Raw genomic sequence first — 23,247 nt, 5'->3', positions numbered from 1 at the left:
GGCGGGCCCCCTAACCTGAGCGCATGAGCCTGGCCTTCGCCGACCCGAATCCCTTCCTCATCTCCACCCCCGCATCCGTGAGTGCCGTCGAGCCCGCAGCTGCCGTCGCGCCCGCATCCGTCGCCGCACCCGCGACGGTCGAACCGGATGCGCCGGCCGACTCCGACGAGAGCCTCGGCGTGATCGGCGACACGGCGGTCGGGCTCATGGAGGTGCTCGGCGCCCCCGGCGCGGGGCTCGCGGTCTTCGCCGAGAACCTGTTCCCGCCCATCCCGAGCGAGGTCATCCTGCCGTTGGCCGGGTTCGCGGCCAGCCGGGGCGAGCTCGACCTGGTGGCGGCGATCGTGTTCTGCACGCTCGGCTCGGTGCTCGGAGCCCTCGCGCTCTACGGGCTGGGCGCCTGGCTCGGGCGCGAGCGGATGCGCGCCATCGCACGCCGGCTGCCGCTGGTCGACGTGCACGACGTCGACCGCACCGAGGCGTGGTTCGCCCGGCACGGCACGAAGGCCGTGTTCTTCGGCCGCATGCTGCCGCTGTTCCGCAGCTTCATCTCGATTCCGGCGGGCATCGAGCGCATGACGCTGTGGAAGTTCCTACTGCTCACGGCGGCGGGGTCGCTCATCTGGAACACCGTGTTCATCCTCGCCGGGTTCTGGCTGGGCGAGCAGTGGCACGTGGTGGAGCAGTACACGGATGTGCTGCAGTACGTGGTGATCGGCGCCGTGGTGCTGGCGGTGCTCTGGTTCGTCGTGGCCCGGGTGCGCAAGCACCGCGCCGGTCAGACCGACGAGTCGCAGCGGGGCACCGCGGCGGAATAGACGCCGCCCCTCCCGGGTTGATCGACACGAAGCGGACCGGAGTCCACTTCGCCTGATTCGACTGTCCAACGGTGTGCAGCCTCCGCCGAACGATCTGGAGAGCCGATCATCATGACCATCACCGACACCGCCGCCCGTGCCGCAGACACCGCGACGCCCATCCACCCCACCCTCGCCTCGCGCTGGAGCCCGCGCTCGTTCGAGGCGACCACCCCGATCGACGAGGTGGCACTAGCGGCCGCGCTCGAAGCCGCCCGCTGGGCGCCCTCGGCTGCGAACACCCAGCCCGCCCGCTTCATCGTGGCGCGCCGCGGATCGGAGGCCTTCTCGAAGATCGCCGACTCGCTCATGGGCTTCAACTCGGTCTGGGCCGGCTCCGCCTCGGTGCTGCTCGTGGCCGTGGCCGAGGTGACCGACGACGAGGGGCAGCCTCGCCGCTGGGCCGAGTACGACCTCGGCCAGGCCATGGCGAGCTTCACCTTCCAGGCCCACCACGACGGCCTGCACGTGCACCAGATGGGCGGCTTCGACGCCGACGCCGTGCGCACGGCCTTCGGCCTCTCGGAGCGCTACGTGCCCCTCACGGTCGCCGCCGTCGGCACCCTCGCGCCCGCCGAAGCCCTCGCCAACGAGACCCTCATCGCCCGCGAGTCCGCCCCCCGCACCCGCCTCCCCCTCGCCGACCTCCTCCTCGCCGACGCGTAAGTCGGCACACACGGGCACACGGAGATCCGCGGGCCACATGACAGAAGGCGCCGCCCCGTCAGGGGACGGCGCCTTCTTCGCACAGTCCGATCACCCGCACGAGGTGAGTGACTCTATCCGCTCGCTGAGGGTGTTCACGCCCCCGAGAATGACACCGAGTTCAACACCCTGGGATGCGATCCGCTCGAGTGCCGCTTCGGGTACGCACGCCCGGCGGGCGAGGAAGAGAGGCGAGTCGCTGATCGCCGCAGCGGCCCCACCGGCAAGCGCATCCGGAAAGTTCTCGCCGCTGGCGAGGTACGCACTCGAGCCGGAACTCGGTGAAAGCGAGTGGAGGCCCGCCTCATCGAATGCATCCTCGTTGACTGCGGCAGAGACGGCGTAGCGATCGGGACCTGCAATTCGTTGTACCAGTACAACGCCCCGTAGTTGGGCCTCGATTCCAGAACTCACCGAGAGTTCCCCTCCGACGATCTTGACGTATTTGCCTCTGGTGACCCTCGACTTCACGATTGCGAGATCGGCATCTGAGAGCAACGGCTTGGAGCCGTCGATCAGCAACACTCCTGTGCCCAGATGCACCGCAGCCGGTGTGCTCGAGAGTGCATCGGGGTAGTTCTGGCCGTTGGCCAGGTAGAGTCCAACATCTCCGTCGGGCAGGTCCATCGAGCGCACGAGCGTGCGAGAGACCTCGTAACGATCCGCTCCTGAGACACGGGTGAGATCAGCACCGGGCACCGCGGCCCGGACCGCTGCGAGCACCCCCTCGGACACGGACGACGGCCCGCCGACCACCACGATCTTTCTCGGCTTGAGTCGAGACAACTGGGCCCGAACGACAGCGGGCAGTTCGGTGCCGCGGGTGAGCAGGATCGGAGCTCCCTCGGCGGCTGCCGTCGCACCGGCACTCAGGGCGTCGGCGAACTTCTCCCCGCTGACCAGATACGCCGTTCCAGACGCTGCCAGGTCATCTTCCCCGATGACCGATGCGGCCTCGTACCGATCAGTTCCACCCTTCCGCATCATCTCGACTCCGACTAGCGTGTCGAGACGGGCCAACCGACCGGTGCGTTTCTCGAGGGCCCAGAGGAATCGACCTTCAGTGACCGTCAGAGCGGTGATGCCGCTGTTCGGAGAGGGCAGCACGTACTCGCCCCAATTTCGTGAGCCGAGATAGAGGATCGTGTTGGAGACGGCATCGGCAGACCAGAAGGTGCCGCCGATCTGGACGATCCCCTTCAGCGATCCGCGAGCGTTGAACAGCGCAGTTCTCGAGGCGGAGGTAACGAGACCCGCAGATCGTTCTGTGTAGTAGATGGCCTTCGGCTGGCCGGACTCGATGCCGGTCAGCCGAGCCTCGAGGTATGCCTCGGACCTCGGTCCACCCGGCAGCACGGCACCCGCGCGGTCCAGCATCCAGACACGTTCGGCATTGGGATCTGTCACCCACACCTGGTCGTCCAGACCGCTGATCCCGCTCGGTGTGACCGAGCCCGCGATCGGGTGTTCCGTGATGGTGCCCGTGGACTCGGTGAGGATACCGATGCCGCCCGCGCCGGGTTGGGTGAAGTAGACCTGATCACCCCCGTCCCAGATGCCGGTGGGAAACGCGCCGTCCGGTCGGAGCGTGTACTCGATAGCCAGATGATCGGCGGTGACGTGCACGATGTAGTTCGCGAGGAGCTCGACACCCCAGACGCCGCCCTCATGATCTGTGGCCAGCGATGTCACCATCCCCGTGAGCGGCGCCTTCGCGATCAGCCTCCCGTCGCGGTCGAGATGCACGACGGCCTTCTCGGCGAACATCGACACCCACACCGACCCGTCGGCACCCGCTTCGATGTCGGTCGGGAGGCTCGAGGTGTTGGGCAGGTCGAACTCCACGAGTCGTGACCCGGGATCGATGGGCCCGAGTCGCGCCTCTTCGGCCGACACGGATGTCGGCACCACGAGGGCGCCGACCGACCCCACCGCGGCGACCACCGTCGACGCGAGCAGTGTTCGCCAGAGTGTCCGGCTCATGATCTCTCCCAACAGCCGGCCGCAGAGTGGCGGTCCGACTGTTGGGAGGATGCCTCAGGGGTGAGCGCATCGCACCCGAGTACTTTCTACTCAGGGCGTGACGACCACGAGCCCCTCCCCGTCGCCCGACACTTCGACGCGCACCGTGTCGCCGTCGCGCACGGCGCCCGAGAGGAGTGCGGTGGCGAGGCGGTCGTCGATCTCGTGCTGCATGAGCCGGCGCAGAGGGCGTGCCCCGTAGATGGGGTCGTAGCCGTGCGAGGCCAGCCAGGCCCGCGCATCCGGAGTCACCGCGAGCGAGAGCCGGCGACCCGCCAGCCGCCGCTCGAGGCGGTCGACGTAGAGCGACACGATCTGCGCCAGGTCGTCGGCCGAGAGAGCCTGGAACACGACGATGTCGTCGAGCCGGTTGACGAACTCGGGCTTGAAGGCCTGCCGCACCGCCGCATCCACCAGCGCCCGCGCGTCGGAGGCCGAGAGCGACGGGTCGACCAGGAACTGCGAACCGAGGTTCGAGGTGAGGATGAGGATGGTGTTGCGGAAGTCGACCGTGCGCCCCTGACCGTCGGTGAGCCGGCCGTCGTCGAGCACCTGCAGCAGCACGTCGAACACCTCGGGGTGGGCCTTCTCGACCTCGTCGAGCAGCACCACCGAGTAGGGTCGGCGCCGCACCGCCTCGGTGAGCTGACCACCCTGCTCGTAGCCGATGTAGCCGGGAGGAGCACCGAGCAGGCGGGCGACGGAGTGCTTCTCGCCGTACTCCGACATGTCGATGCGCACGAGCGCGCGGTCGTCGTCGAAGAGGAACTCGGCGAGCGCCTTCGCCAGCTCGGTCTTGCCCACGCCGGTGGGGCCGAGGAAGAGGAACGAGCCCGTGGGCCGGTCGGCGTCGGCGATGCCCGCCCGCGAGCGGCGCACCGCGTCGGCGACCGCCTTCACGGCCTCCTTCTGCCCGATGAGCCTGCGGCCGAGCTCGGCCTCGAGGTTCAGCAGCTTCTCGGTCTCGCCCTGGGTGAGGCGGTCGACCGGGATGCCCGTCCAGGCCGCGATCACCGAGGCGATGTCGTCGGAGCCCACCTGGTCATTGACCATGCGCTCGCCGCCCTCGGCGTCGATCTCGGCGGCCTCGGCCTCGGCGAGCGAGCGCTCGAGCACCGGGATCTCGCCGTAGAGCAACCGTGACGCCTGCTCGAGCTTGCCCTCGCGCTGGGCCCTCTCGGCGCGCATGCGCGCGTTGTCGAGCTTCTCCTTGAGCTCGCCGACCCGGTTGAGTGCGCTGCGCTCGCGCTCCCACCGCTCCTGCAGCTCTTCGAGGGCCGCCGACCGCGTCGCAAGCTGCGCGCGCAGCGCGGCGAGCCGCTCCTTCGACGCGTCGTCCTTCTCCTTCTTCAGGGCGAGCTCCTCGAGCTTCAGCCTGTCGACCGAGCGACGCAGCTCGTCGATCTCGACCGGGGCGGAGTCGATCTCCATGCGCAGCCGCGACGCGGCCTCGTCGATCAGGTCGATGGCCTTGTCGGGCAGCTGCCGGCCCGGGATGTAGCGGTTGGAGAGGGATGCGGCGGCCACGAGCGCGGCGTCGGCGATGGACACCTTGTGGTGCGCCTCGTAGCGCTCCTTCAGCCCGCGGAGGATCGCGATGGTGTCTTCGACCGAGGGCTCACCCACGAACACCTGCTGGAAGCGGCGCTCCATGGCGGCGTCTTTCTCGATGAACTCGCGGTACTCGTCGAGCGTGGTGGCGCCGATGAGGCGCAGCTCACCTCGGGCGAGCATCGGCTTCAGCATGTTGGAGGCCGCGACCGAGCCCTCGCCGCCGCCCGCACCCATGAGGGTGTGCAGCTCGTCGATGAAGGTGATGATCTCGCCGTCGGCGTCGTTGATCTCTTTGAGCACCGCCTTCAGGCGCTCTTCGAACTCGCCGCGGTACTTGGCGCCCGCGACGAGCGCCGCCAGGTCGAGCGACACCAGCTGCTTGCCCTTCAGCGAGTCGGCCACGTCGCCCGCGACGATGCGCTGGGCCAGTCCCTCCACGACGGCGGTCTTGCCGACACCGGGTTCGCCGATGAGCACGGGGTTGTTCTTGGTGCGGCGGGTGAGCACCTGGCTGACCCGCCTGATCTCGGCGTCGCGCCCGATGACCGGGTCGAGCTTGCCGCTCGCCGCGATCTCCGTCAGGTTGACGCCGTACTGCTCGAGCGCGCTCTTCTGCTCGTCGCCGCTCGGAGCTCCCTGGTTCGTTGCCATCTCGGTGAAGTCTTCTCTCTTTCTCGGTTCTCGAAACTTGAGTGGATATGACTCAACTTTAGCACGAGCGACCTTTGCGCACTAGTGGGTGCCGAACGTTCGACCGGCGTTCATTCGACCGTGGTAGGAACGGAACCGTGCCGGTCATCCCTTCCCGCCTCCGCCTGCTGGTGGGACTGGCGGGGTCGCTGTGCCTGCTCGCCGGCTCGTACGGAGTCGGCTGGATCGGCCCGTCGTCACTGCTCAACGCGATCGCCCCGCTGGAGGCGCTGCGCAGCACCCGCGCGAGCGTGACGGTGTTCGGCCTGCTCGTGGTCGCCGGCGCACTCCTGCTCTTCACCGCCTGGCTCGCACTCGGCCTCGCGCTGCTCGACCGCTCGCGGCGGCGCCCCACCCCCGCCCATGTCGCGGGGTCGGCGGCCGCCTGGGCCGCGCCGCTCCTGTTCACCCTCCCCCTGTTCAGCCGCGACATGTTCGCCTACGTGGGCCAGGGCCGGCTCATGGCCGCGGGCCTCGACCCCTACACGACGGGCATGGCCGATCTGGCCGGCTGGTTCGGCATCGGCGTCGACCCGTTGTGGGCCGACACCCCCACGCCCTACGGCCCCGTGTTCGTGTGGCTAGAACGAGCCGTCGTGCTCAGCACCGACGCGCTGCCGACCGAGGTGGCCGTCATGGTGTTCCGGATGCTCGCCGCCGCGGGTCTGGCCCTGATGGCGGTCTACGCGTGGCGGCTGGCACGGCTCCGCGGCGGCGACGGCGCGGTGACGCTGTGGCTGGTAGCCGCGAGCCCGCTCGTGCTCATGAACTTCGTGGTCGCCGGCCACAACGACTCGATCATGCTCGGGTTCGTGCTCGCCGGCGTCTACTACGCCCTGCGCGACCGCCCGGTGCTCGGCGCCCTGCTCGTGGCCGTGGCCATCGGCGTCAAGCCGATCGCGGTGGTGGCGCTTCCCGTCATCGGACTGATCTGGGCGGGTAGCGCAGCGGGTTGGGGGATGATCGTGCGGCGCTGGCTGGCGGTCGCCGCGGTCGGTATCGGCTCGGTGGTGGTGCTCGGCTGGAGCATCGGCGTGGGCACAGGGTGGCTGCTCGCGCTGACCACCCCGACCGCGGTGTCGTCGTGGTACGCGCCGGCGAACATCCTGGGCATGGGGGTCGGTGGCCTCGCGAACGGTCTCGGCCTCGACGGCGAGCTCGTGCAGACGGTGGTGAAGGTGGCGCTGCTGCTGGTAGGCGCCGGGGTGGCGACCTGGCTCGTGACGGCGCGGCGCACCGCCGAGCCGCTCTGGCTGCTGCTCGCCGTGTTCACCGCGGTGGTGGCGCTGTCGCCGGTCATCCACCCGTGGTACGGCCTCTGGCTCCTCACGCTGCTCGGCGTCGCCGGCGTGCGGCAGCTGTGGAGCGTGCGCACCGCGGTCTACTCCACGGCGTTCTTCATGCTGATCGGACTCGCCGAGCCATTCGACCTGGTTCCCCGCGTCGCCGGGGATGCGCGCATCCCGTCGATCGTGATCGGCGCGACCCTCGTGGGGCTGGCCACCCTGCTGCTGCTCGCCGAGGGGGCGCTGAAGCGCGGCGTGCGAGCACGCACCACCGCGCTCAGCGGCGCGTGGAGGCCATCACCGTGAACTTGGCGTTGCGCGCGACCTGACGGGTGGGGCCGACCGCTCGCAACAGGGCCGCACGGTACGCCAGGTGCGAGTTGAAGACCGTCCACAGCTCGCCGCCCGAGGCGAGCACGCGGCCGGCGGCCTCGAACAGCTTGAGCGCGATGCCGGCGTGGACGGTGGAACCGACATGGAAGGGCGGGTTGAGCAGCACGAGGTCGGCGGAGCCGGGCTCGAAGCCGCTCAGCGCGTCGTCACGCACCACCTCGAGCTCGACACCGTTCGCCGAGGCGGTGAGCCGGGTCGAGTCGACCGCCGCCGCCGACTGATCGGTGGCGATCACGCGCAGCTCGGGGCGCGTGCGAGCGAGGCGGACCGCGAGCGCCCCGGTGCCGCAGCCGAGGTCGACGGCGACCCGCGCATCCGGATTCGCGCCCTCGAGGTGTTCGAGGAGGAAGCGGGTGCCGATGTCGAGCTTGGCCCCGGCGAAGGCGCCGGGAACGGCGCAGAGGGTGAGGCCGGCCTCCGGATGCGTCTCGCACTCGGGTTCGGCGGGCAGCACGCCCTCGCGCGGGGCCGAGGCCACCAGCACCCGCGACTTCTGGCGCGCGAGGGTGGCACCGACGGTGCCGAAGGAGCGGCCGAGCACCTCGTTCATGGCGATGGTCATGTGCTTCACCCGGCCGGCGGCGTAGACGACCACGCCCGGCTCGGCCCAGGCGGCGATGGCGCGTGCCTGAGCGTCGAGCTCGGCGAGACCGCGGGGCAGTCGCAGCAGCACGACGGTGGCCCCTTCGAGCAGTTCACGGCCGAGGGGGAGGTGGCGGTAGCGGCCCACCAGGCTGTCGCCGCCCAGGCGGCGGGCATTGGCGTCGAGCGCACGCTCGCCCGAGAGCGGATCCTGGTGCACGCGGATGCCGTCGACGCCGATGACCGCGGCGGCGGCGAGCGTGAGGGCCCCGTAGTCGTCGCCGATGACCACCACCCGGCCGGGGTGGGCCACGGTGGCTTCGAGCGCTGGTGCAGCTTCGTCGAGCAGCAGCCGGTCGGCCGCGTCGGAGGCGAACAGGTTCTCGGCCTCGACGTCGGGGAACCGCCGGAGCGCATCGAACGAGAACTCTGGCACCCCTCCACCGTAGTCGCTCAGATGCGCAAGGATTGCGGCGGCGATTGTGGGCGGCCCACCCGTACCTCGACGAAGGCCCAGCCGACCAGGGCGACTCCCGCGCCGCTCGCGATCGTCGCCCAGAGCGTCGAGGCGAGGTAGACGCTCGTCGTCAGGTCGACCCGGAAGGGTGCGAGCACGAGCATCACGATGACGAACGCCACCGAGCCGAAGGTCGCGGCGACGGTGGACACGATCAGAGCGGTGGCGCCGAGTGCCAGCAGTGCGAGCACGGGAGCCGGCGCACCCGCACGACGTAGCAACTAAGGAGGCCGGCACGACGGCTAGCGCCAGAACGACGACGCCGACGACGGTTGCGGAGAGCGTGGTCAGGGCCAGGGTCTGCGAGACAGCGAGCCCGGCGAGCATCCAGAAGAGCCCCGTCGCGAGTCCGATGATCAGGCCCGCCCAGCCGGCAGGGCGTGGAGCTGACCACCGGCGCGTGCCGCCCGGCATCAGATGAGTGGCCCGCGGGCGGCGGCGGGCGGCGGCTCAGTGCCCCGTGGACCGCCGGGGCGGGTGAGGCGTCGGGCGAGGGCGGGGGTGACGGGGATGCTCGTGGTGAGGGTGCCGGCGACGGCGAGGAGGGAAGGGACCCAGACGGCGGCGCGGAAGCATTCGGGCGCCCAGCACACCAGCATGGTGAAGACGGTGCTGCCGGCCACGAGGGCGGCCGCGGCGAGCGCGAGGAGCGCGGCCGCGACGAGCACGATGCCGAAGGAGGCAGCCGCGGCGGCGAAGGGGCGCTGAGCGTGGGATGCGCGGAGCAGCATCCCGGTGAGGGGTACCGCCACAGCCACCGCCCCCACCCCGAACACGACGAACGGGGTCTCGAGCGCCGCGATCATGCTCTCACCGAAGCTGCTCGCGACGACAGTGGCGAACACGATGGGCGCAGAGACGAGCAGGCCGAGCACGAGGCCCGCCAGCCGGCGGATGGCCCGCTCGCGCGGCAGCGTGTGCGGGCCCTCGCTCACGGTGCGGCCCGTTGCGGGAGTGGCGGGGCGGCCGCCGGCTCGGAGACGACGGGTGTTGCCTCGAGCACCCGCCGGCGGGCGCGGCGGTCGGTGGCTCGGGCCAGGGCCGCCGTGCTGCTCATGGCGACCGGGAGGGTGCCGAGCAGCACGATGAGCGCTGCGACCCACACCGCGGGCTCGAGCACTTCGGCCGACCACAGCAGACCCAGGGCGACAAGGGTGACGAAGACGATGACGGCGACCATCACCGCACCGATGAGGCAGAAGGCCGCGAGGGTGATGGCGAAGGCGACTGCGGCCACGAGGAGCGGGCGGGCGGTGCCTGCCCGCCCGAGGATCAGGGTACCGAGCGGCACCGCCGCCACCAGGGCCACGAGCGCGAACACGGTGAATGGCACCTGCAGCGCCTCGAACGTCGCGTAGCCGACGAGGGTGTAGGTCACCATGAGCGCCGGGAGCGGCACCGCCACCAGGAGACCGATGACCGCGCCCGCGAGCAGGCGGGCGCGCCGCTTCGGGTGAGAATTCGTCACCCGTTCAGAGTGACGGAGGATTTCTCAGAAGTCAAGCGCTTACGAGTCGATCGGCCGCCGGCCCGTACCCGGCTTCCACACCACGACCTCGGTGCGGCGCTGCGTGCGCGTGCCGTGCTTGAGCGAGATGACCTCGCCCTCGATGCCGGCCGCGAACACGCGCCGGCCGGGCCGGTTGAGCACCTCTTCGGCGAGCGCCGACTCGAGCTCGCGTACCCGCGCGGCGAGCCCCGCCACCTGGTTCTCGAGCTGCAGGATGCGCGCGATCCCCTCGAGCGACACCCCCTCCGACGACAGCCGGGCCACCTCGCGCAGCTGCACCACGTCGCGCATGGAATAGCGCCGTGACTTGCCCGCCGTGCGCGTGGGGCTGACCAGCCCGATGCGGTCGTACTGCCGCAGGGTCTGGGGGTGCATGCCCGCCAGCTCGGCCGCCACGGCGATGGCGAACAGCGGCGAGTTCTCGTCGACGTCGTCCATCGCCGGGGGCTCCAATCAGGGTGTCGAGGTGGTCGGTGGGTACAGAAATCAGTGGGTGATGAAGAAGAGGCGGGCCGGATGCGGGAGCCAGCCCCGCGCATCCGGCCCGTGAGGTCACTCCCTCGCCTTGGCGAGGAGTTCGGTGCGCGGGTTCTCGTCGGTCTCCACGGCGTGGAACGCCTCGAGGGCCTCGCGCTGCTCACTGGTGAGGTGCGAGGGCACCGCCACCTGCACCACCGCGAGCAGGTCGCCCTTGCCCTTGGAGGACTCGACCCCGCGGCCCTTGACCCGCAGCACGCGCCCCGAGGGGGTGCCCGCCGCGACCTTGAGCTTGACCGGGTTGCCGCCGAGGGTGGGCACCTCGATGGTGGCGCCGAGGGTGGCCTCGACGAAGGTGACCGGCACGTTGACCCGCAGGTTGAGACCGTCGCGCTCGAACACCGGGTGCTTGCGCACGGTGACGGTGAGCACGATGTCTCCGGCCTCGCCGCCGTCGGGCGAGGGCTCGCCCTTGCCGCGCAGCTTGATCTTCTGCTGGTCGGCGACCCCCGCGGGGATCTTCACGGTGATCGGCTTGCCGTCGGAGGTCTGCAGGCGGATGGTGTCGCCCTTCACCGCCGTGACGAAGTCGATGGTGGTGCGCGCCGTGACGTCGCGGCCCCGGGTGGGGCCGTAGGCGCCGAAGCCCCCACGCCCGCCTCCACGGCCGAACATGCCGCCCAGGATGTCGTCGAAGCCGCCGGGCGCCTGCTGGTAGCTGTAGCTCGCGCCGCGAGCCCCGCCGCCACCACCGCCGAACATACCGCCGAAGACGTCTTCGAAGCCGCCACCCTGGCCCGAACCACCCGAGGTGAACCGGGCCCCGGAGCCCATGGCGCGGATCTGGTCGTACTCCTTGCGCTCCTCGGCGTCGGAGAGCACCGAGTAGGCCTCGCTGATCTCCTTGAACTTGGCCTCGGCGGTGGCGTCGCCCTGGTTCGAGTCGGGGTGGTACTTGCGCGCGAGCTTGCGGTACGCCTTCTTCAGGTCGGCGTCGGAGATGTCTTTCGACACCCCGAGCGTCTTGTAGAAGTCTTTGTCGAACCAGTCCTGGCTAGCCATTCGGCACCGCGACCACGACTTTGGCGGCGCGGAGCAGCGTCGACCCCAGGTAGTAGCCCGACTCGACCACGTCGGCGACGGTGGGCACCGTCACCTCGTCGCTGGGCTGCTGGAAGATCGCCTCGTGGATCTGGGGGTCGAACTCCTCGCCGGCGGCCGCGAAGGGCTTGAGGCCCACCCGCTCCACCCCACCGCGGAGCTTCGCGGCGATGGCCGTGAACGGCCCGCCCTCCTCGAGATCGCCGTGCTTGGCCGCACGGTCGAGGTCGTCGAGCACCGGCAGCAGCACCTTCACGACCTCGCCGACCGCGCGCTCGCGCTCGATCTCGCGGTTGGCCTCGGTGCGTTTGCGGTAGTTGGCGTACTCGGCGGTGACCCGCTGCAGGTCGGCCAGCCGTTCGGCGGCCAGCTCCTCGGCCGAGCTCTGCCCCGAGAGGAACGAGAGGTCGGCGTCGGAGAGCGAGGTCTCCACATCCGGTCCTTCAGCCTGGATGAAGGACGAGTCGGGGGTCTCCTCAGAGGCCCCCGACTCGTCGGCAGGCTGACGACCCTCGGTGTTGTCGTCAGTCATGGCTTACTTGTCCTTCGGCTCGTCTTCGTCCTCGACGACCTCGGCGTCGACCACGTCGTCGTCATTCGACGACGACTCGGTCGGCTCGCTCTGCTCCCCGGCGGGGGCGGAGGCGTCGGCCTGAGCAGAAGCATAGATCGCCTGACCGAGCTTCTGCTGGCTCTCGTTAAGCTTGTCGAACGCGGTCTTCACGGCGTCGTCGTCCTCGCCCGCGAGCGCGGACTTCAGGGCGTCGACGTCGGCCTGCACTTCGGACTTGACGTCCTCCGGCAGCTTGTCCTCGTTCTCCTTGATGAGCTTCTCGGTCGAGTACGACAGGGTCTCGGCCTGGTTGCGCACCTCGGCGGCCTCACGGCGCTTCTTGTCTTCTGCCGCGTGCTCCTCGGCCTCGCGCACCATGCGGTCGATGTCCTCCTTGGGCAGCGACGAGCCGCCCGTGATGGTCATGGACTGCTCCTTGCCGGTGCCCTTGTCTTTCGCGCTCACGTGCACGATGCCGTTGGCGTCGATGTCGAAGGTGACCTCGACCTGCGGGATGCCGCGAGGGGCCGGGGCGATGCCGGTGAGCTCGAAGGTGCCGAGGTTCTTGTTGTCACGGGTGAACTCGCGCTCGCCCTGGAAGACCTGGATGGCCACCGACGGCTGGTTGTCGTCGGCGGTGGTGAAGGTCTCGCTGCGCTTGGTGGGGATGGCCGTGTTGCGCTCGATGAGCTTGGTCATGATGCCGCCCTTGGTCTCGATGCCGAGGCTCAGGGGGGTGACGTCGATGAGCAGCACGTCCTTGCGCTCACCCTTCAGCACGCCGGCCTGGAGGGCCGCGCCCACGGCGACGACCTCATCCGGGTTGACGCCCTTGTTGGGCTCCTTGCCACCGGTGAGCTTCTTCACCAGCTCGACCACGGCCGGCATGCGGGTGGAACCACCCACGAGCACGACGTGCGCGATGTCGTTCACCGACACGCCCGCCTCGGCGATCACGTCGCGGAAGGGCTTCTCGGTGCGCGCGAGCAGGTCGCTCGTGAGCTCCTCGAACTTGGCCCGGGTGAGGGTCACGTCGAGGTTGGCCGGGCCGTTCTCGGTGAGCGAGAGGTAGGGCAGCGTGATGCTGGCCGACATGCCGGAGCTGAGCTCCTTCTTGGCCTGCTCCGCGGCCTCCTTGAGGCGCTGCTTGGCGATCTTGTCGTTCGAGACGTCGACACCGGTGGTGTCTTTGAACTGCTTGATCAGGTAGTCGACGATCCGCTGGTCCCAGTCGTCGCCGCCGAGGCGGTTGTCGCCCGAGGTGGCGCGCACCTGGATGGTGCTGAAGTCGTCGTCCTTGCCCACCTCGAGGAGGGAGACGTCGAAGGTTCCACCACCGAGGTCGAAGACGAGGATGAGTTCGTCCTCCTTGCCCTTGTCGAGGCCGTAGGCCAGCGCGGCGGCGGTGGGCTCGTTGATGATGCGGAGCACGTTGAGGCCCGCGATCTCGCCGGCCTCCTTGGTGGCCTGACGCTCGGAGTCGTTGAAGTAGGCGGGAACCGTGATGACCGCGTCGGTGACGGTGTCGCCCAGGTAGCTCTCCGCGTCGCGCTTGAGCTTGCCCAGGATGCGCGCCGAGATCTCCTGCGGGGTGTACTTCTTGCCGTCGATGTCGGCGGTCCAGGTGGTGCCGATGTGGCGCTTCACGCTGGAGATGGTGCGGTCGACGTTGGTGACGGCCTGGCGCTTGGCGGTTTCGCCGACGAGCACCTCGCCGTCTTTGGTGAACGCGACGACGGAGGGCGTGGTGCGGAAGCCCTCGGCGTTGGCGATGACGGTGGGCTCCCCACCTTCGAGCACGGCGACCACCGAGTTGGTGGTTCCGAGGTCGATACCTACTGCACGAGCCATGGTGGCTGTTCTCCTTCTGTTGTGGTGCTGAGTGTCTTCGTAAGCCTGTCAAGACTTGAGCCTTGTGTGATCAAGTTTTCCACCGGGCTTCTCCGGCGTCAAGTCTGATCCGCAAAACTTGAGTCTGATCGGCTCAACTCTCAGCGAGCCCTCAGCATTCCCGCCTGCTAGTGTCGTTGTTCATGAGCTATCGTCATATCAGCGCCGTCCTGCTCGCCGCCGGGTTCGCCGGACTGCTCTCCGGGTGCACCGCGCCGGGCGGAGCGGGGGCCGAGCACGGGACAGACGAAGAATCCTGTTCCGCTCTGGTCACCACCACCGCCCTGACCGAGATGGAGGAGGCGGGTTCGGCCTTCGACCCGGACTGGCCGCCCGCCGACGACGATCTCGCGCGCGTGTACGACGCTGTGAGGAGCGCCGGCGGCTGGAGCTGCCGATGGGGCGACGGCGGATCGGCCGCGACCTATGTCTATGCACCGCTCACGCCGGCCCAGGCCGCCGCCATGCCCGAGATCCTCGACAGCTCCGGCTTCCTCGGCACGGGGACGGGCGACGAGACGCCGTTCGTGCCGGCCGACGGCTCCGCCCGGCTGTTCATCCTCACCGGCGACGCGCTGTACGGCGTCGCCGGCACGGCGGGCCTGGACCGATTGCTCCCCTACGCCGATCGCTGAGTGAGAGCTCAGGCTGCGGGTCCCTGCATCAGGGTGACGGTGACGGAGGCGGCCGTGCCCGAGGCCGTCGTGTAGTCGAGGGTGACGGTCTCACCCGGCTCCATGGCGCCGAGGAGATCGGAGAGCGCGCTGCCCGAGGTGATCGCGGTGCCGTTCACCGCGGTGATGACGTCGCCTGCAGCGAGCCCGGCCGACTCGGCGGGGGTTCCCTCGATCACGCCGGCGACGGTCGCGCCCGACACCGAGCTCGTTCCGGTACCCGTACCCGAACCCGCGCCGCCCCGGGTGCCGGTCGCCACATCCTGGGCCACCGAGATGCCGAGGAAGCCCGGGTAGCCGATCTCGATGAACTCCGTGTCGACCCCGGCCTCGATCTGCGCCACGATGTCGAGCGCGTCGGAGAGCGGGATGGCGAAGCCGGTGATGTCGGCGGTGCCCGAGGAGGCCGCGGTGTCGATGCCGACGACCTCGCCGTCCGCGTTGAGCAGAGGCCCTCCCGAGTCGCCCGACACGATGTCGGCGTCGACCTGGATGAGGCCCTCGAGCGACTCGCCCTCGATGCCCGACTCGCTCTGGGTGGTGATGGACTGCTCGAGCGCCGTCACGGTGCCCGAGGCCGCGACCAGGTCACCCGTGCCCTCGGCGTTGCCCACCGCGGTGACGGCATCACCCACGGCGACCGTGTCGCTGTCACCCAGGGTCGCGGTGGTGAGTCCGTCGGCGTCGTCGAGCTGCAGGACGGCGATGTCGTGGGTGGCGTCGGTGCCGACGACTGTGGCCGAGTACTCCACGCCGGTGAGCTCGTCGGTGACCGCGATGCTGGTCGAGCCCTCGATGACGTGGTTGTTGGTGAGGATGAGGCCGTCGGAGGTGAGCACGATGCCCGTGCCGGCCGACTGCGCCCCCTGGTAGGTGAGGTCGGAGACGATGGTGACGACACCCGCGCTCTGCTCGGCACTCGCGGCCACGGCGTCGGTCGAGGTGGAACCCGACGTCGAGCCCGACGCCGAGCCGCCCGAGCCGTATCCCCCGTAGCCGCCGTACGACCCGCTTCCGGGAAGGGTCGACGACCCGTAGCCGCCGGATGCGCCGCCCTGGGCCCCGAGATCGAGCGGCCCCGCCGAGCCCCAGTCCTCGACGATCGTCGCGGAGCCCTGGTCGGTGGCCGCCGCCGCCTCGGCCGCCGCCTGCTGGGCGCCGAGCGCGAAGGCGGCGGTGCCGGTTCCCGCCCCGATCACCAGTGCGGCCGCCGCCGCACCGGCGATGATCGCGAGTCGCCGCCGCCGCGCCCTCGACCGACGCTCCCGTCGAGGCGGCTGCTCCGCCACCGCGACGGGGGTGCTCGGCATGAAGACGACGGGCCCGTCGGAGGTGTGGGCGATCACGTAGGGGCGCTGCTCGGGCGATGCGGGAGGGATGTTCTCGGTCATGGGCCCATCACACCGGGCCCAGCACGGGGCGCGCTGTGGCGCGACTATGAACCCGCTAAGACCTCGCGAGCCGCCGGGAGCGGGATCGCAGCCCCACCAGCACGACCACGCCGATGGCGAGGAACACCGCGACGAGACCGAAGCCGGCCCACTCGGTGTCGATCCAGGCCGTGGCGTCGCTCAGCGCGGTCCAGCCGAAGGTCGCGGACAGCTCCGCGAGGGCCAGCCCCGCCACGACGAGCGCCGCGACGACCCCGATGGTGGTGATGGCGATGTTCCAGCCGAGCATCCGCCGCTCCGGCACCGCCGTGGTGCCGTAGAGGCGCAGCATGAACATGCCGTTGAGGGTGTCGACCAGGGTGATGGCGGCGGTGAACAGAAGCGGCAGCGCCATCAGCGCGAGCGGCGGGGCTCCCGACACGGTCGCTCCGGCCACGATCACGAGCAGCCCGATCTGCGAGCTGGTGTCGAACCCGAGCGAGAACGCGAAGCCGAGGAGGTAGACGTGCCGCGGGTGCCGCACCCAGCGCAGCGGGGCGCCCATCGCCCGCGACATCAGTCCGCCGCCCGGCCGGAGTGCGCTCTCACGCTCAGCCTCGGTGAGTTCGGGAAAGCGGCGGTAGGCGCGCACGCCCTCCACCAGCCGAGGCAGGTTGGCCAGCGCGCACAGCAGCAGATAGGCGCCCGAGACACTGAGGCCGATGACGCCGAGCACCGCGGCCACCGGCGAGTCGGGCTCCAGTGCCGCCGTCACCGCGGCGAACCCGGCGATGACGAGCGCGCTCGTGATGAGCACCACGGTGGAGTGCCCGGCCGAGAAGGCCAGCCCCACCGACACCGGCCGCCGACCCTCGGCGACGAACTTGCGGATGGAGTTGTCGATCATCGAGACGTGGTCGAAGTCGAGGGCGTGGATGAGGCCGCGTCCGTAGGCGATCACGGCCACCGCGAAGAGCGGCGCGAGCGCGGGCCCCGCGAGCAGCAGGAAGGCGAATCCCCCGAGGTGCAGCAGCACCACCACCGCGAGGGTCGCGACGACGCGCACGCGCTGAGGCAGTGCGGCGCGGCCCTCGGTGCGGACGAGCGCGGACAGGGCGACGGTCATGACGGACTCCTCATGGAACTGGAGCGGACGACGAGCTCGGGCGCCACGGCGATGCGGTGCGGATGCCGCTCAGGGGCACCGTCGACGATCTCCTCGACGGCCTCGACCGCGAGCTCGGCGAGCCGATCGAGCGGCTGCCGAACCGTGGTGATGGACAGTCGCGGATGCGCGCTGAGCGGGATGTCGTCGAAGCCGGTGACCAGCACGTCGTCGGGCACCCGCACCCCGAGGGCGTCGAAGCCCTGCAGCACGCCGAGCGCCACCACGTCGGCGCCGCAGACCACGGCGTCGGGCAGCCCCGCCTCGACGAGCAGCCGGGCCGCGCGGTCGCCCCAGCCCGAACTGAACGCGCCGAGGAGCCGCTCGTCGGCCTCGAGTCTGATGCCGAAGGCGGCGGCCTCCGACCGCGCCGCCTCGAACCGCACCCGCGCCGAGGAGTCGTGCGGCTGGCCTCCGATGTAGGCGGCCGTGCGCGCACCCTGCTCCGCGAGGTGCTCGAGCACGAGCCGCATGCCGAGCCGCTCGTCGACGCCGATCCAGTCGCCGTCGACGCCGTCGGCGAATTGGTCGAGCTGCACGACGGGGGTGCGGCGCATGGCCTCGCGGAGCACCGGCCCGCTCTGCTCGACGTGCGCGGCCGCCACGACCAGCACCTCCACCTGGCTCTGCTGCAGCGAACGGATGCGCGCGGCCTCGGTGGCGGGATCGCCGCCGGAGCTGCACAGGTGCAGCGTGAGCCCGAGGCCCTGAAGCCGGCGCTCGACGCCGTCGACGAGCAGGGTGAAGAACGGGTTCGACAGGTCGGGCACGACCATGCCCACCGACAGCGTGCGATCGCGCCGCAGCGCGCGTGCCGTCGTGTTGACGGTGTAGTCGAGGGCGGTCGCCGCGGCGTTGACCTTCTCGCGCAGCTGCGCGCTCACGGGCACGCTGCCGGTCAGCACGCGCGACACCGTCGCGGTCGAGACGCCCGCCAGCCGGGCGACGTCGCCGATCGTCGATCTCGCCATGATCCTCCCCTGTCCGGGACTATCGTGCACGATCGCACCCCGGTTCTGAAATCGATTGCCTGGCTCGGAGCATCCGGAAATCTGGTGGAAACATTTCCCCCGTATCGTATCTGCAATCGATTACATTTCTGGAATCGACGAGCTCGACGGAAAGGAAGGCGGAGATGGCCGAGACTGCACCCGGCACAGCGAAGCCGCTGCTGGAGGCCCGTGGCGTCGTGAAGCGCTACGGTCACGTGGAGGCGCTCGGTGGAGCCGACTTCACGGTCTATCCCGGCGAGGTGGTGTCGCTCATCGGCGACAACGGCGCCGGCAAGTCCACCCTCGTCAAGATCCTCTCGGGTGCCGTGCAGCGTGACGGCGGCGAGCTGCTGCTGGACGGTGAGGAGATCCACCCCAAGAGCCCGGTCGACGTGCAGAACCTCGGCATCGAGACGGTCTACCAAGACCTCGCACTCGCCCCCGAGCTCTCCGCCTCGGCCAACCTCTACCTCGGCCGCGAGCTCATGAAGCCCGCGCCCCTCGGCTGGTTCGGCGCCCTCGACAACAAGCGGATGCTCGCCGAGGCCATGCAGAACTTCACCCGGCTGGGCGTGAACCTGCGCGACCCGCGCACCGCCGTGGCCAACCTCTCGGGCGGTCAGCGGCAGAGCGTGGCCGTGGCCCGCGCCGCCGTCTGGGCCACGAAGCTCATCATGCTCGACGAGCCCACCGCCGCCCTCGGCGTGGAGCAGACCCGCCGGGTGCTCGACCTCATCCGCCGGGTGAGCGAGTCGGGCATCGCCGTGGTGCTCATCAGCCACAACATGCCCGACGTGCTCGCCGTGAGCGATCGCATCGAGGTGCTCAGGCTCGGCAAGCGGGTGGCGCAGTTCACCGCCGGGCACGTCAAGAGCGACGACCTCATCTCCGCCATGACCGGCGCCGCGACCTTCGAGGGAACGAAATGACCACCCTGGACACGCCGCAGGACGGCAACCGCCTCATCCGCCTGCTGAAGCTCGCGGGCAAGCAGAGCAGCATCTGGATCCTGCTCGCCTTCATCCTCATCGCCCTCATCTTCACGGTGATGCGGCCCGAGGCCTTCGCCACCCAGTTCAACTGGACGAACATCGCGATCAACGCCTCCATCCTGCTCATCCTCGCGGTGGGGCAGACCTTCGTCATCGCCACGAGCGGCATCGACCTCTCGGTGGGTTCGGTGCTCGTGTTCGCGAGCGTGATCGCCACGCAGTCGACACTCACGCTGGGCGAGCTGCTGGGCGACCCCGAGAGCGTGGTCGCGGTGGTCGGCGGCCTCATCGCCGGGCTGATCGCCGGTGCGCTGTGGGGCGTGTTCAACGGCGTGCTGATCGCCGTGGCCAAGGTGCCGCCGCTCATCGTCACCCTCGGCTCGATGGGCATGGCCATGGGCTTCGCCCAGATCATCACGGGCGGCAACGACCTGCGCGGCCTGCCCACCTCGCTCACGCAGACCGTCGGGTCGGGGCGCCTGTTCGGCGTCATCCCCTACCTCGTCATCATCGCCGCCCTGATCGCGGTGCTCTCGGCGCTGGTGCTCAACACCACGCGCTTCGGCCGCTACACCCTCGCCATCGGCTCCGACGAGGAGGCCAGCCGCCGCAACGGTCTCCCGGTGCGTCTGCACCTCATCAAGGTCTACGCCCTCTCCGGCCTCCTCGCGGGACTGGCCGGCTGGCTCTCGGTGGCCCGCTTCGGCGCCACCACCATCAACGGCCACTCGGCCGAGAACCTCGACACCATCGCCGCGGTGGTGCTCGGCGGCACGAGCCTGTTCGGTGGCGTGGCCTCGATCTTCGGCACCGTGGTGGGCGTGTTCATCCCGACCGTGCTGAAGAACGGCTTCACCATCATCGGCATCGAGCCGTTCTGGCAGAACGTGGCCGTGGGCGCCGTGCTCATCGCCGCCGTCTACTACGACCAGCGTCGCCGCAAGGCGCGCTCGAGGCGCTGACCGTGCCGGAGGAGATCGCGGTGCCCTCAGGGATCGTGGTGCCGGCCGACGAGCAGCCGCTCGTGCAGGCCGCCGTCGACGAGCACGTGCACCGCTGGCAGCTGCTGCGCGAGCTGATCGAGGCGGGCGCGTGAGCGTCGCGACCGCCTCGGTGACGGACGCCGCCGAACGCCTCGCCGCCCACCGTGAGGGCTACGGTCATGTCTACGACGTGCTCGACGTCGCGGCGGCGGCACGGGATGCGCGGCCGGGCCCGCTCTCGGGCGTGCCCTTCGCGGTGAAAGACCTTTTCGACCTCGCCGGCCGAGTCACCCGCAGCGGCTCGGCGCTCACGGCCGACGACGCCCCCGCCGCACGCTCGGCCGCCGTGGTGCGGGCCCTCGAGGCGGCCGGCGCGGTGGCGGTGGGGGTGACCGCGATGGACGAGTTCGCCCACGGCTTCACCACGATCAACGACCACTTCGGCACCTGCCGCAACCCGCACGACCCCGCGCGCATCGCCGGCGGCTCCTCGGGAGGATCGGCCGCGGCCGTGGCGCTCGGCGATGTTCCCGTCGCACTCGGCAGCGACACCAACGGCTCGGGCCGCGTGCCCGCCTCGCTCTGCGGGGTGGTGGGCCTGAAGCCCGGCTACGGCGTGGTCTCCACCGAGGGCATGGCACCGTTCGCGCCCGGCCTCGACCACGTCTCGTGGTTCACCGACACCGTCGAGCGGGCCGAGGCCGTGCTCGACGCGGTCGCCCCAGACACCGCCGCCGCCACCCACTCCCCCCGCGTGGCGGCGGCGGGCCCCCAGGGCTGGGCCGGAGCCGAGGCCCTGGCCGCGGTCGACGCCGCCCTCGGCGCGCTCGGCCTGCTCGGCAGCGCCACGGTCGAGCTGCCGCCGCTCGACCGCACGCTCGACGCCTCGCTGCTCATCACCGCGGCCGAGGGCGCCGAGGTGCACCACGACCGCCTGCGCCGCGACCGCGCTCGATTCGGCGCGAGCGCCCGCATCGGCCTCACCGCGGGAGCGCTGCTCCCCGCGGGCGCACTGGTGACCGCGGAGCGGTACCGCGCGGTGCTGCGGGAGAGCTACGCGGCGCTGTTCGAGTCGGTCGACGTGCTGGTCCTGCCCACCACGCCTGTGGTCGCTCCCCTGATCGGCGAGCGGGAGGTGCGCCTCGGAGATCAGGGCGTGCGGGGCCGGGAGCCCTCTCTCGGCGTGTTCACCGCGCCGTTCTCGCTGCTCGGCCTCCCTGCCGTCTCTGTCCCGATCCGCCGCCGCCGATCTTCCGGCGCCGCTCACGACGGGCTCCCGCTCGGCGTGCAGCTCGCGGGCGCTTCGGGCTCCGAGCGCACGCTGCTCGCCGTCGCCCGGATGCTCGTCGAGCGCTGCGGCGCCGACGAGCTGGGGGCGGAGGTCGCATGATCGCGCTCGACGACGCGACGGTGATCGCCGAGGTGACCGCCGCATCCGACGCCTACGAGGCCGCACTCGCGGCCGGCGACGTGGAGGCCCTGGTCGACGCCTTCTGGCGCTCGGAGTCCACCCTGCGCTTCGGCGACGACGAAGAGTTGGAGGGGTGGGAGGCCATCGCGCGGTTCCGCCGCGAGGCCGGCGCGACCCCCGTGCTGCGCGACACCGTCAGCCGCCGGGTGAACGCCTACGGCGACGACCTCGCCAGCGTGCACCTCGTGTCGTGGTACCCGGGCGAGCGGCGCACGGGGCGGCAGTCGCAGTGGTGGCTGCGCACCGACGAGGGCTGGCGCGTCGCCGAGGCCCATGTGTCGTGGCCGCTGCGTTCCGCGAGAGAGCTGCGCACCGCGACGGAACCGCATTCCACGAGCGGGCCGCGTTCGCCGAGAGAAGAGGACATCGCATGAGCCGTCAGAACCGTGAGAGCTACCGCGTCATCACGGCGCGCGGGCCCCGCGAGGTGCGCGCCGACGGCGGCGTGGTGCTGCCGCACGAGCACATCGTGGTCGACTCCCGCGTGTGGTGGGAGGGCGAGGGCGACTGGCGCGACTTCGACGACCAGGCGCTCGTGGAGGCGACGGCCCCCGAGACCCTCCACGCGCATCCGCAGTCGACCCTGCGGCAGAACCTGCTTCTCAGCGACTGGTACCTCAGCGCCCGTGAGCTGCGGCTGGCCCGCGAGGCCGGCACCCAGCTCGTGGTCGACCTCACCGTGCTCGGCTCCGGCCCGAACGCCGAGATGGCCGTGCGGGCCGCCGAGCTCGCCGGGGTCGACGTGGTGATCTCGGCCGGCCGCTACCTCGAGCCGGCCCTGCCCGCCTCCGAGCTGGAGCTCGGCGAGGACGAGCTCGTGGAGCGCTGGCTGCGCCAGATCGCCGAGGGCTACGAGGGCGGGCTGATGCCCGGCGTGATCGGCGAGATCGGCACGAGCTGGGACATCACCGACGTCGAGGCCACCTCGCTCCGCGCCGCCGGCCGGGTGCAGGCTGCCACCGGCCTGCCCTTCAACATCCACGTGCATCCCTTCGCCAAGCGCGCCCTGCAGGCCATCGGCATCGCCGAGAAGGCCGGAGCCGACCCGTCGCGCATCGCCATCTCGCACCTGGACTGCGAGATCGACCTGCCCCAGCTCGAGGACATCATGCGGGCCGGAGCCTTCGTCGAGATGGACAACTTCGGCACCGGGCGCTCGCGATTCGTCAACGGCGACGCCTACCCCGACGACTCGGAGCGGCTCGACGCGATCGAGCACTTCCTGGCCGGCGGCTTCGGCCCGCAGCTGCTGCTCTCGCACGACATCAACCACCGCAACTCGCTCGTGACCAACGGCGGCTGGGGCTACCGGCACATCGCCCGCACCATCCGACCCCAGCTCGCGGAGCGCTTCGGCGAGGAGACCGCCCTGCAGCTCACCGCCCACAACCCGCTCGCCTTCCTCCACACGAGCGCCTGACCCGCTTCATCGACCACCAGATCCACAACAGAAAGAAACGAAT

Annotated in this window: 23 protein-coding genes; 10 read left to right on the top strand and 13 right to left on the bottom strand. The window is 70.6% G+C overall.

Annotated elements, in window-relative coordinates:
- Nucleotides 1-23: 23 nt before the first annotated feature.
- Together N1031_RS04645 and N1031_RS04640 are read left to right on the top strand one after the other, a co-directional pair.
- A complete protein-coding gene (locus N1031_RS04645; RefSeq protein ID WP_375163604.1) occupies nt 24-818 on the top strand; it encodes a DedA family protein in 795 nt (264 codons plus the stop codon).
- Between the two features lie 111 nt (nt 819-929).
- A complete protein-coding gene (locus N1031_RS04640) occupies nt 930-1,523 on the top strand; it encodes a nitroreductase family protein (protein ID WP_259478418.1) in 594 nt (197 codons plus the stop codon).
- Between the two features lie 90 nt (nt 1,524-1,613).
- On the opposite strand, the gene N1031_RS04635 is transcribed toward N1031_RS04640, so the two are convergent.
- Both N1031_RS04635 and N1031_RS04630 read right to left on the bottom strand, forming a co-directional pair.
- Nucleotides 1,614-3,506 (bottom strand): cell wall-binding repeat-containing protein, encoded by a 1,893-nt coding sequence (locus N1031_RS04635; RefSeq protein WP_259478417.1) that lies wholly within the window; start codon nt 3,504-3,506, stop codon nt 1,614-1,616.
- A 129-nt stretch (nt 3,507-3,635) separates the two neighbouring features.
- Nucleotides 3,636-5,789 carry an ATP-dependent Clp protease ATP-binding subunit gene (locus N1031_RS04630; RefSeq protein WP_259478416.1) on the bottom strand — a complete coding sequence of 718 codons (2,154 nt, stop codon included), beginning with the start codon at nt 5,787-5,789 and terminating at the stop codon, nt 3,636-3,638.
- A gap of 137 nt (nt 5,790-5,926) precedes the next feature.
- On the opposite strand from N1031_RS04630, the gene mptB reads away from it, so the two are divergent.
- Nucleotides 5,927-7,420 (top strand): polyprenol phosphomannose-dependent alpha 1,6 mannosyltransferase MptB, encoded by a 1,494-nt coding sequence (gene mptB / locus N1031_RS04625; RefSeq protein WP_259478415.1) that lies wholly within the window; start codon nt 5,927-5,929, stop codon nt 7,418-7,420.
- Here the strand turns inward: mptB and N1031_RS04620 are convergent.
- The 8 genes from N1031_RS04620 to dnaK all read right to left on the bottom strand — a co-directional run bounded on the left by N1031_RS04620 (nt 7,392) and on the right by dnaK (nt 14,098).
- Nucleotides 7,392-8,525: a class I SAM-dependent methyltransferase gene (locus N1031_RS04620; protein ID WP_259478414.1), complete on the bottom strand. Its 1,134-nt coding sequence runs from the start codon at nt 8,523-8,525 to the stop codon at nt 7,392-7,394. The two genes, mptB and N1031_RS04620, sit on opposite strands and share 29 nt — an antisense overlap.
- A gap of 17 nt (nt 8,526-8,542) precedes the next feature.
- On the bottom strand, nt 8,543-8,797 hold the full coding sequence (locus tag N1031_RS04615; RefSeq protein ID WP_259478413.1) for a hypothetical protein: 255 nt from the start codon (nt 8,795-8,797) through the stop codon (nt 8,543-8,545).
- A gap of 222 nt (nt 8,798-9,019) precedes the next feature.
- Complete coding sequence (locus N1031_RS04610; RefSeq protein WP_259478412.1) at nt 9,020-9,541, bottom strand: hypothetical protein; 522 nt, start codon at nt 9,539-9,541, stop codon at nt 9,020-9,022.
- Nucleotides 9,538-10,074 carry a hypothetical protein gene (locus tag N1031_RS04605; protein ID WP_259478411.1) on the bottom strand — a complete coding sequence of 179 codons (537 nt, stop codon included), beginning with the start codon at nt 10,072-10,074 and terminating at the stop codon, nt 9,538-9,540. The genes N1031_RS04610 and N1031_RS04605 overlap by 4 nt, the downstream gene beginning before the upstream one ends.
- A gap of 39 nt (nt 10,075-10,113) precedes the next feature.
- A complete protein-coding gene (locus N1031_RS04600) occupies nt 10,114-10,554 on the bottom strand; it encodes a heat shock protein transcriptional repressor HspR (RefSeq protein ID WP_259478410.1) in 441 nt (146 codons plus the stop codon).
- A 114-nt stretch (nt 10,555-10,668) separates the two neighbouring features.
- Nucleotides 10,669-11,655, bottom strand: a complete 987-nt coding sequence (locus N1031_RS04595) for a DnaJ C-terminal domain-containing protein (RefSeq protein WP_259478409.1) — start codon at nt 11,653-11,655, stop codon at nt 10,669-10,671.
- Nucleotides 11,648-12,226, bottom strand: a complete 579-nt coding sequence (locus N1031_RS04590) for a nucleotide exchange factor GrpE (protein WP_259478408.1) — start codon at nt 12,224-12,226, stop codon at nt 11,648-11,650. The genes N1031_RS04595 and N1031_RS04590 overlap by 8 nt, the downstream gene beginning before the upstream one ends.
- Nucleotides 12,227-12,229: 3 nt before the next feature.
- Nucleotides 12,230-14,098 (bottom strand): molecular chaperone DnaK, encoded by a 1,869-nt coding sequence (gene dnaK / locus N1031_RS04585; RefSeq protein ID WP_259478407.1) that lies wholly within the window; start codon nt 14,096-14,098, stop codon nt 12,230-12,232.
- A gap of 182 nt (nt 14,099-14,280) precedes the next feature.
- Here dnaK and N1031_RS04580 point away from each other — a divergent pair, with 182 nt between their 5' ends.
- Nucleotides 14,281-14,772: a hypothetical protein gene (locus N1031_RS04580; protein WP_259478406.1), complete on the top strand. Its 492-nt coding sequence runs from the start codon at nt 14,281-14,283 to the stop codon at nt 14,770-14,772.
- 8 nt (nt 14,773-14,780) lie between these two features.
- Here N1031_RS04580 and N1031_RS04575 read toward each other — a convergent pair whose 3' ends face one another.
- The 3 genes from N1031_RS04575 to N1031_RS04565 are packed head-to-tail and all read right to left on the bottom strand — an operon-like array spanning nt 14,781 to nt 18,317.
- Entirely contained in the window at nt 14,781-16,202 is a 1,422-nt protein-coding gene (locus tag N1031_RS04575; protein WP_259478405.1) for a S1C family serine protease, read from the bottom strand.
- 55 nt (nt 16,203-16,257) lie between these two features.
- Complete coding sequence (locus N1031_RS04570) at nt 16,258-17,307, bottom strand: HoxN/HupN/NixA family nickel/cobalt transporter (RefSeq protein ID WP_259478404.1); 1,050 nt, start codon at nt 17,305-17,307, stop codon at nt 16,258-16,260.
- Nucleotides 17,304-18,317, bottom strand: coding sequence for a LacI family DNA-binding transcriptional regulator (locus N1031_RS04565; protein ID WP_259478403.1), 1,014 nt, complete (start codon nt 18,315-18,317; stop codon nt 17,304-17,306). Before N1031_RS04565 ends, N1031_RS04570 begins: the two co-directional genes overlap by 4 nt.
- Before the next feature lie 164 nt (nt 18,318-18,481).
- Between N1031_RS04565 and N1031_RS04560 the strand changes: the two genes are divergently transcribed.
- From N1031_RS04560 to N1031_RS04535, 6 genes are read left to right on the top strand one after another with little or no spacing between them, the layout of a single operon-like run.
- On the top strand, nt 18,482-19,267 hold the full coding sequence (locus N1031_RS04560; RefSeq protein ID WP_259478402.1) for an ATP-binding cassette domain-containing protein: 786 nt from the start codon (nt 18,482-18,484) through the stop codon (nt 19,265-19,267).
- Nucleotides 19,264-20,292, top strand: a complete 1,029-nt coding sequence (locus N1031_RS04555) for an ABC transporter permease (protein ID WP_259478401.1) — start codon at nt 19,264-19,266, stop codon at nt 20,290-20,292. Before N1031_RS04560 ends, N1031_RS04555 begins: the two co-directional genes overlap by 4 nt.
- 2 nt (nt 20,293-20,294) lie before the next feature.
- Nucleotides 20,295-20,426, top strand: coding sequence for a hypothetical protein (locus N1031_RS04550; protein ID WP_259478400.1), 132 nt, complete (start codon nt 20,295-20,297; stop codon nt 20,424-20,426).
- The gene (locus tag N1031_RS04545) at nt 20,423-21,703 is read left to right on the top strand and encodes an amidase family protein (protein ID WP_259478399.1); all 1,281 of its coding nucleotides are present in this window, start codon (nt 20,423-20,425) and stop codon (nt 21,701-21,703) included. Before N1031_RS04550 ends, N1031_RS04545 begins: the two co-directional genes overlap by 4 nt.
- The gene (locus N1031_RS04540; RefSeq protein ID WP_259478398.1) at nt 21,700-22,158 is read left to right on the top strand and encodes an AtzH-like domain-containing protein; all 459 of its coding nucleotides are present in this window, start codon (nt 21,700-21,702) and stop codon (nt 22,156-22,158) included. Before N1031_RS04545 ends, N1031_RS04540 begins: the two co-directional genes overlap by 4 nt.
- Entirely contained in the window at nt 22,155-23,204 is a 1,050-nt protein-coding gene (locus N1031_RS04535; RefSeq protein ID WP_259478397.1) for a phosphotriesterase family protein, read from the top strand. The genes N1031_RS04540 and N1031_RS04535 overlap by 4 nt, the downstream gene beginning before the upstream one ends.
- The last annotated feature ends 43 nt before the right edge of the window (nt 23,205-23,247 follow it).

Source organism: Herbiconiux moechotypicola, assembly GCF_024979255.1.
GTDB classification, from domain to species: Bacteria; Actinomycetota; Actinomycetes; order Actinomycetales; family Microbacteriaceae; genus Herbiconiux; species Herbiconiux moechotypicola.
This window is presented reverse-complemented; position numbering and strand designations above follow the sequence as displayed.

Bases quoted from the DNA above. Each gene is read 5' to 3' on its own strand.
- N1031_RS04645 (WP_375163604.1), top strand. From the start codon at position 24: ATGAGCCTGGCCTTCGCCGACCCGAATCCCTTCCTCATCTCCACCCCC.
- N1031_RS04640 (WP_259478418.1), top strand. From the start codon at position 930: ATGACCATCACCGACACCGCCGCCCGTGCCGCAGACACCGCGACGCCC.
- N1031_RS04630 (WP_259478416.1), bottom strand. From the start codon at position 5,789: ATGGCAACGAACCAGGGAGCTCCGAGCGGCGACGAGCAGAAGAGCGCG.
- N1031_RS04600 (WP_259478410.1), bottom strand. From the start codon at position 10,554: ATGGACGACGTCGACGAGAACTCGCCGCTGTTCGCCATCGCCGTGGCG.
- N1031_RS04595 (WP_259478409.1), bottom strand. From the start codon at position 11,655: ATGGCTAGCCAGGACTGGTTCGACAAAGACTTCTACAAGACGCTCGGG.
- N1031_RS04590 (WP_259478408.1), bottom strand. From the start codon at position 12,226: ATGACTGACGACAACACCGAGGGTCGTCAGCCTGCCGACGAGTCGGGG.
- dnaK (WP_259478407.1), bottom strand. From the start codon at position 14,098: ATGGCTCGTGCAGTAGGTATCGACCTCGGAACCACCAACTCGGTGGTC.
- N1031_RS04580 (WP_259478406.1), top strand. From the start codon at position 14,281: ATGAGCTATCGTCATATCAGCGCCGTCCTGCTCGCCGCCGGGTTCGCC.
- N1031_RS04575 (WP_259478405.1), bottom strand. From the start codon at position 16,202: ATGACCGAGAACATCCCTCCCGCATCGCCCGAGCAGCGCCCCTACGTG.
- N1031_RS04570 (WP_259478404.1), bottom strand. From the start codon at position 17,307: ATGACCGTCGCCCTGTCCGCGCTCGTCCGCACCGAGGGCCGCGCCGCA.
- N1031_RS04565 (WP_259478403.1), bottom strand. From the start codon at position 18,317: ATGGCGAGATCGACGATCGGCGACGTCGCCCGGCTGGCGGGCGTCTCG.
- N1031_RS04560 (WP_259478402.1), top strand. From the start codon at position 18,482: ATGGCCGAGACTGCACCCGGCACAGCGAAGCCGCTGCTGGAGGCCCGT.
- N1031_RS04555 (WP_259478401.1), top strand. From the start codon at position 19,264: ATGACCACCCTGGACACGCCGCAGGACGGCAACCGCCTCATCCGCCTG.
- N1031_RS04540 (WP_259478398.1), top strand. From the start codon at position 21,700: ATGATCGCGCTCGACGACGCGACGGTGATCGCCGAGGTGACCGCCGCA.
- N1031_RS04535 (WP_259478397.1), top strand. From the start codon at position 22,155: ATGAGCCGTCAGAACCGTGAGAGCTACCGCGTCATCACGGCGCGCGGG.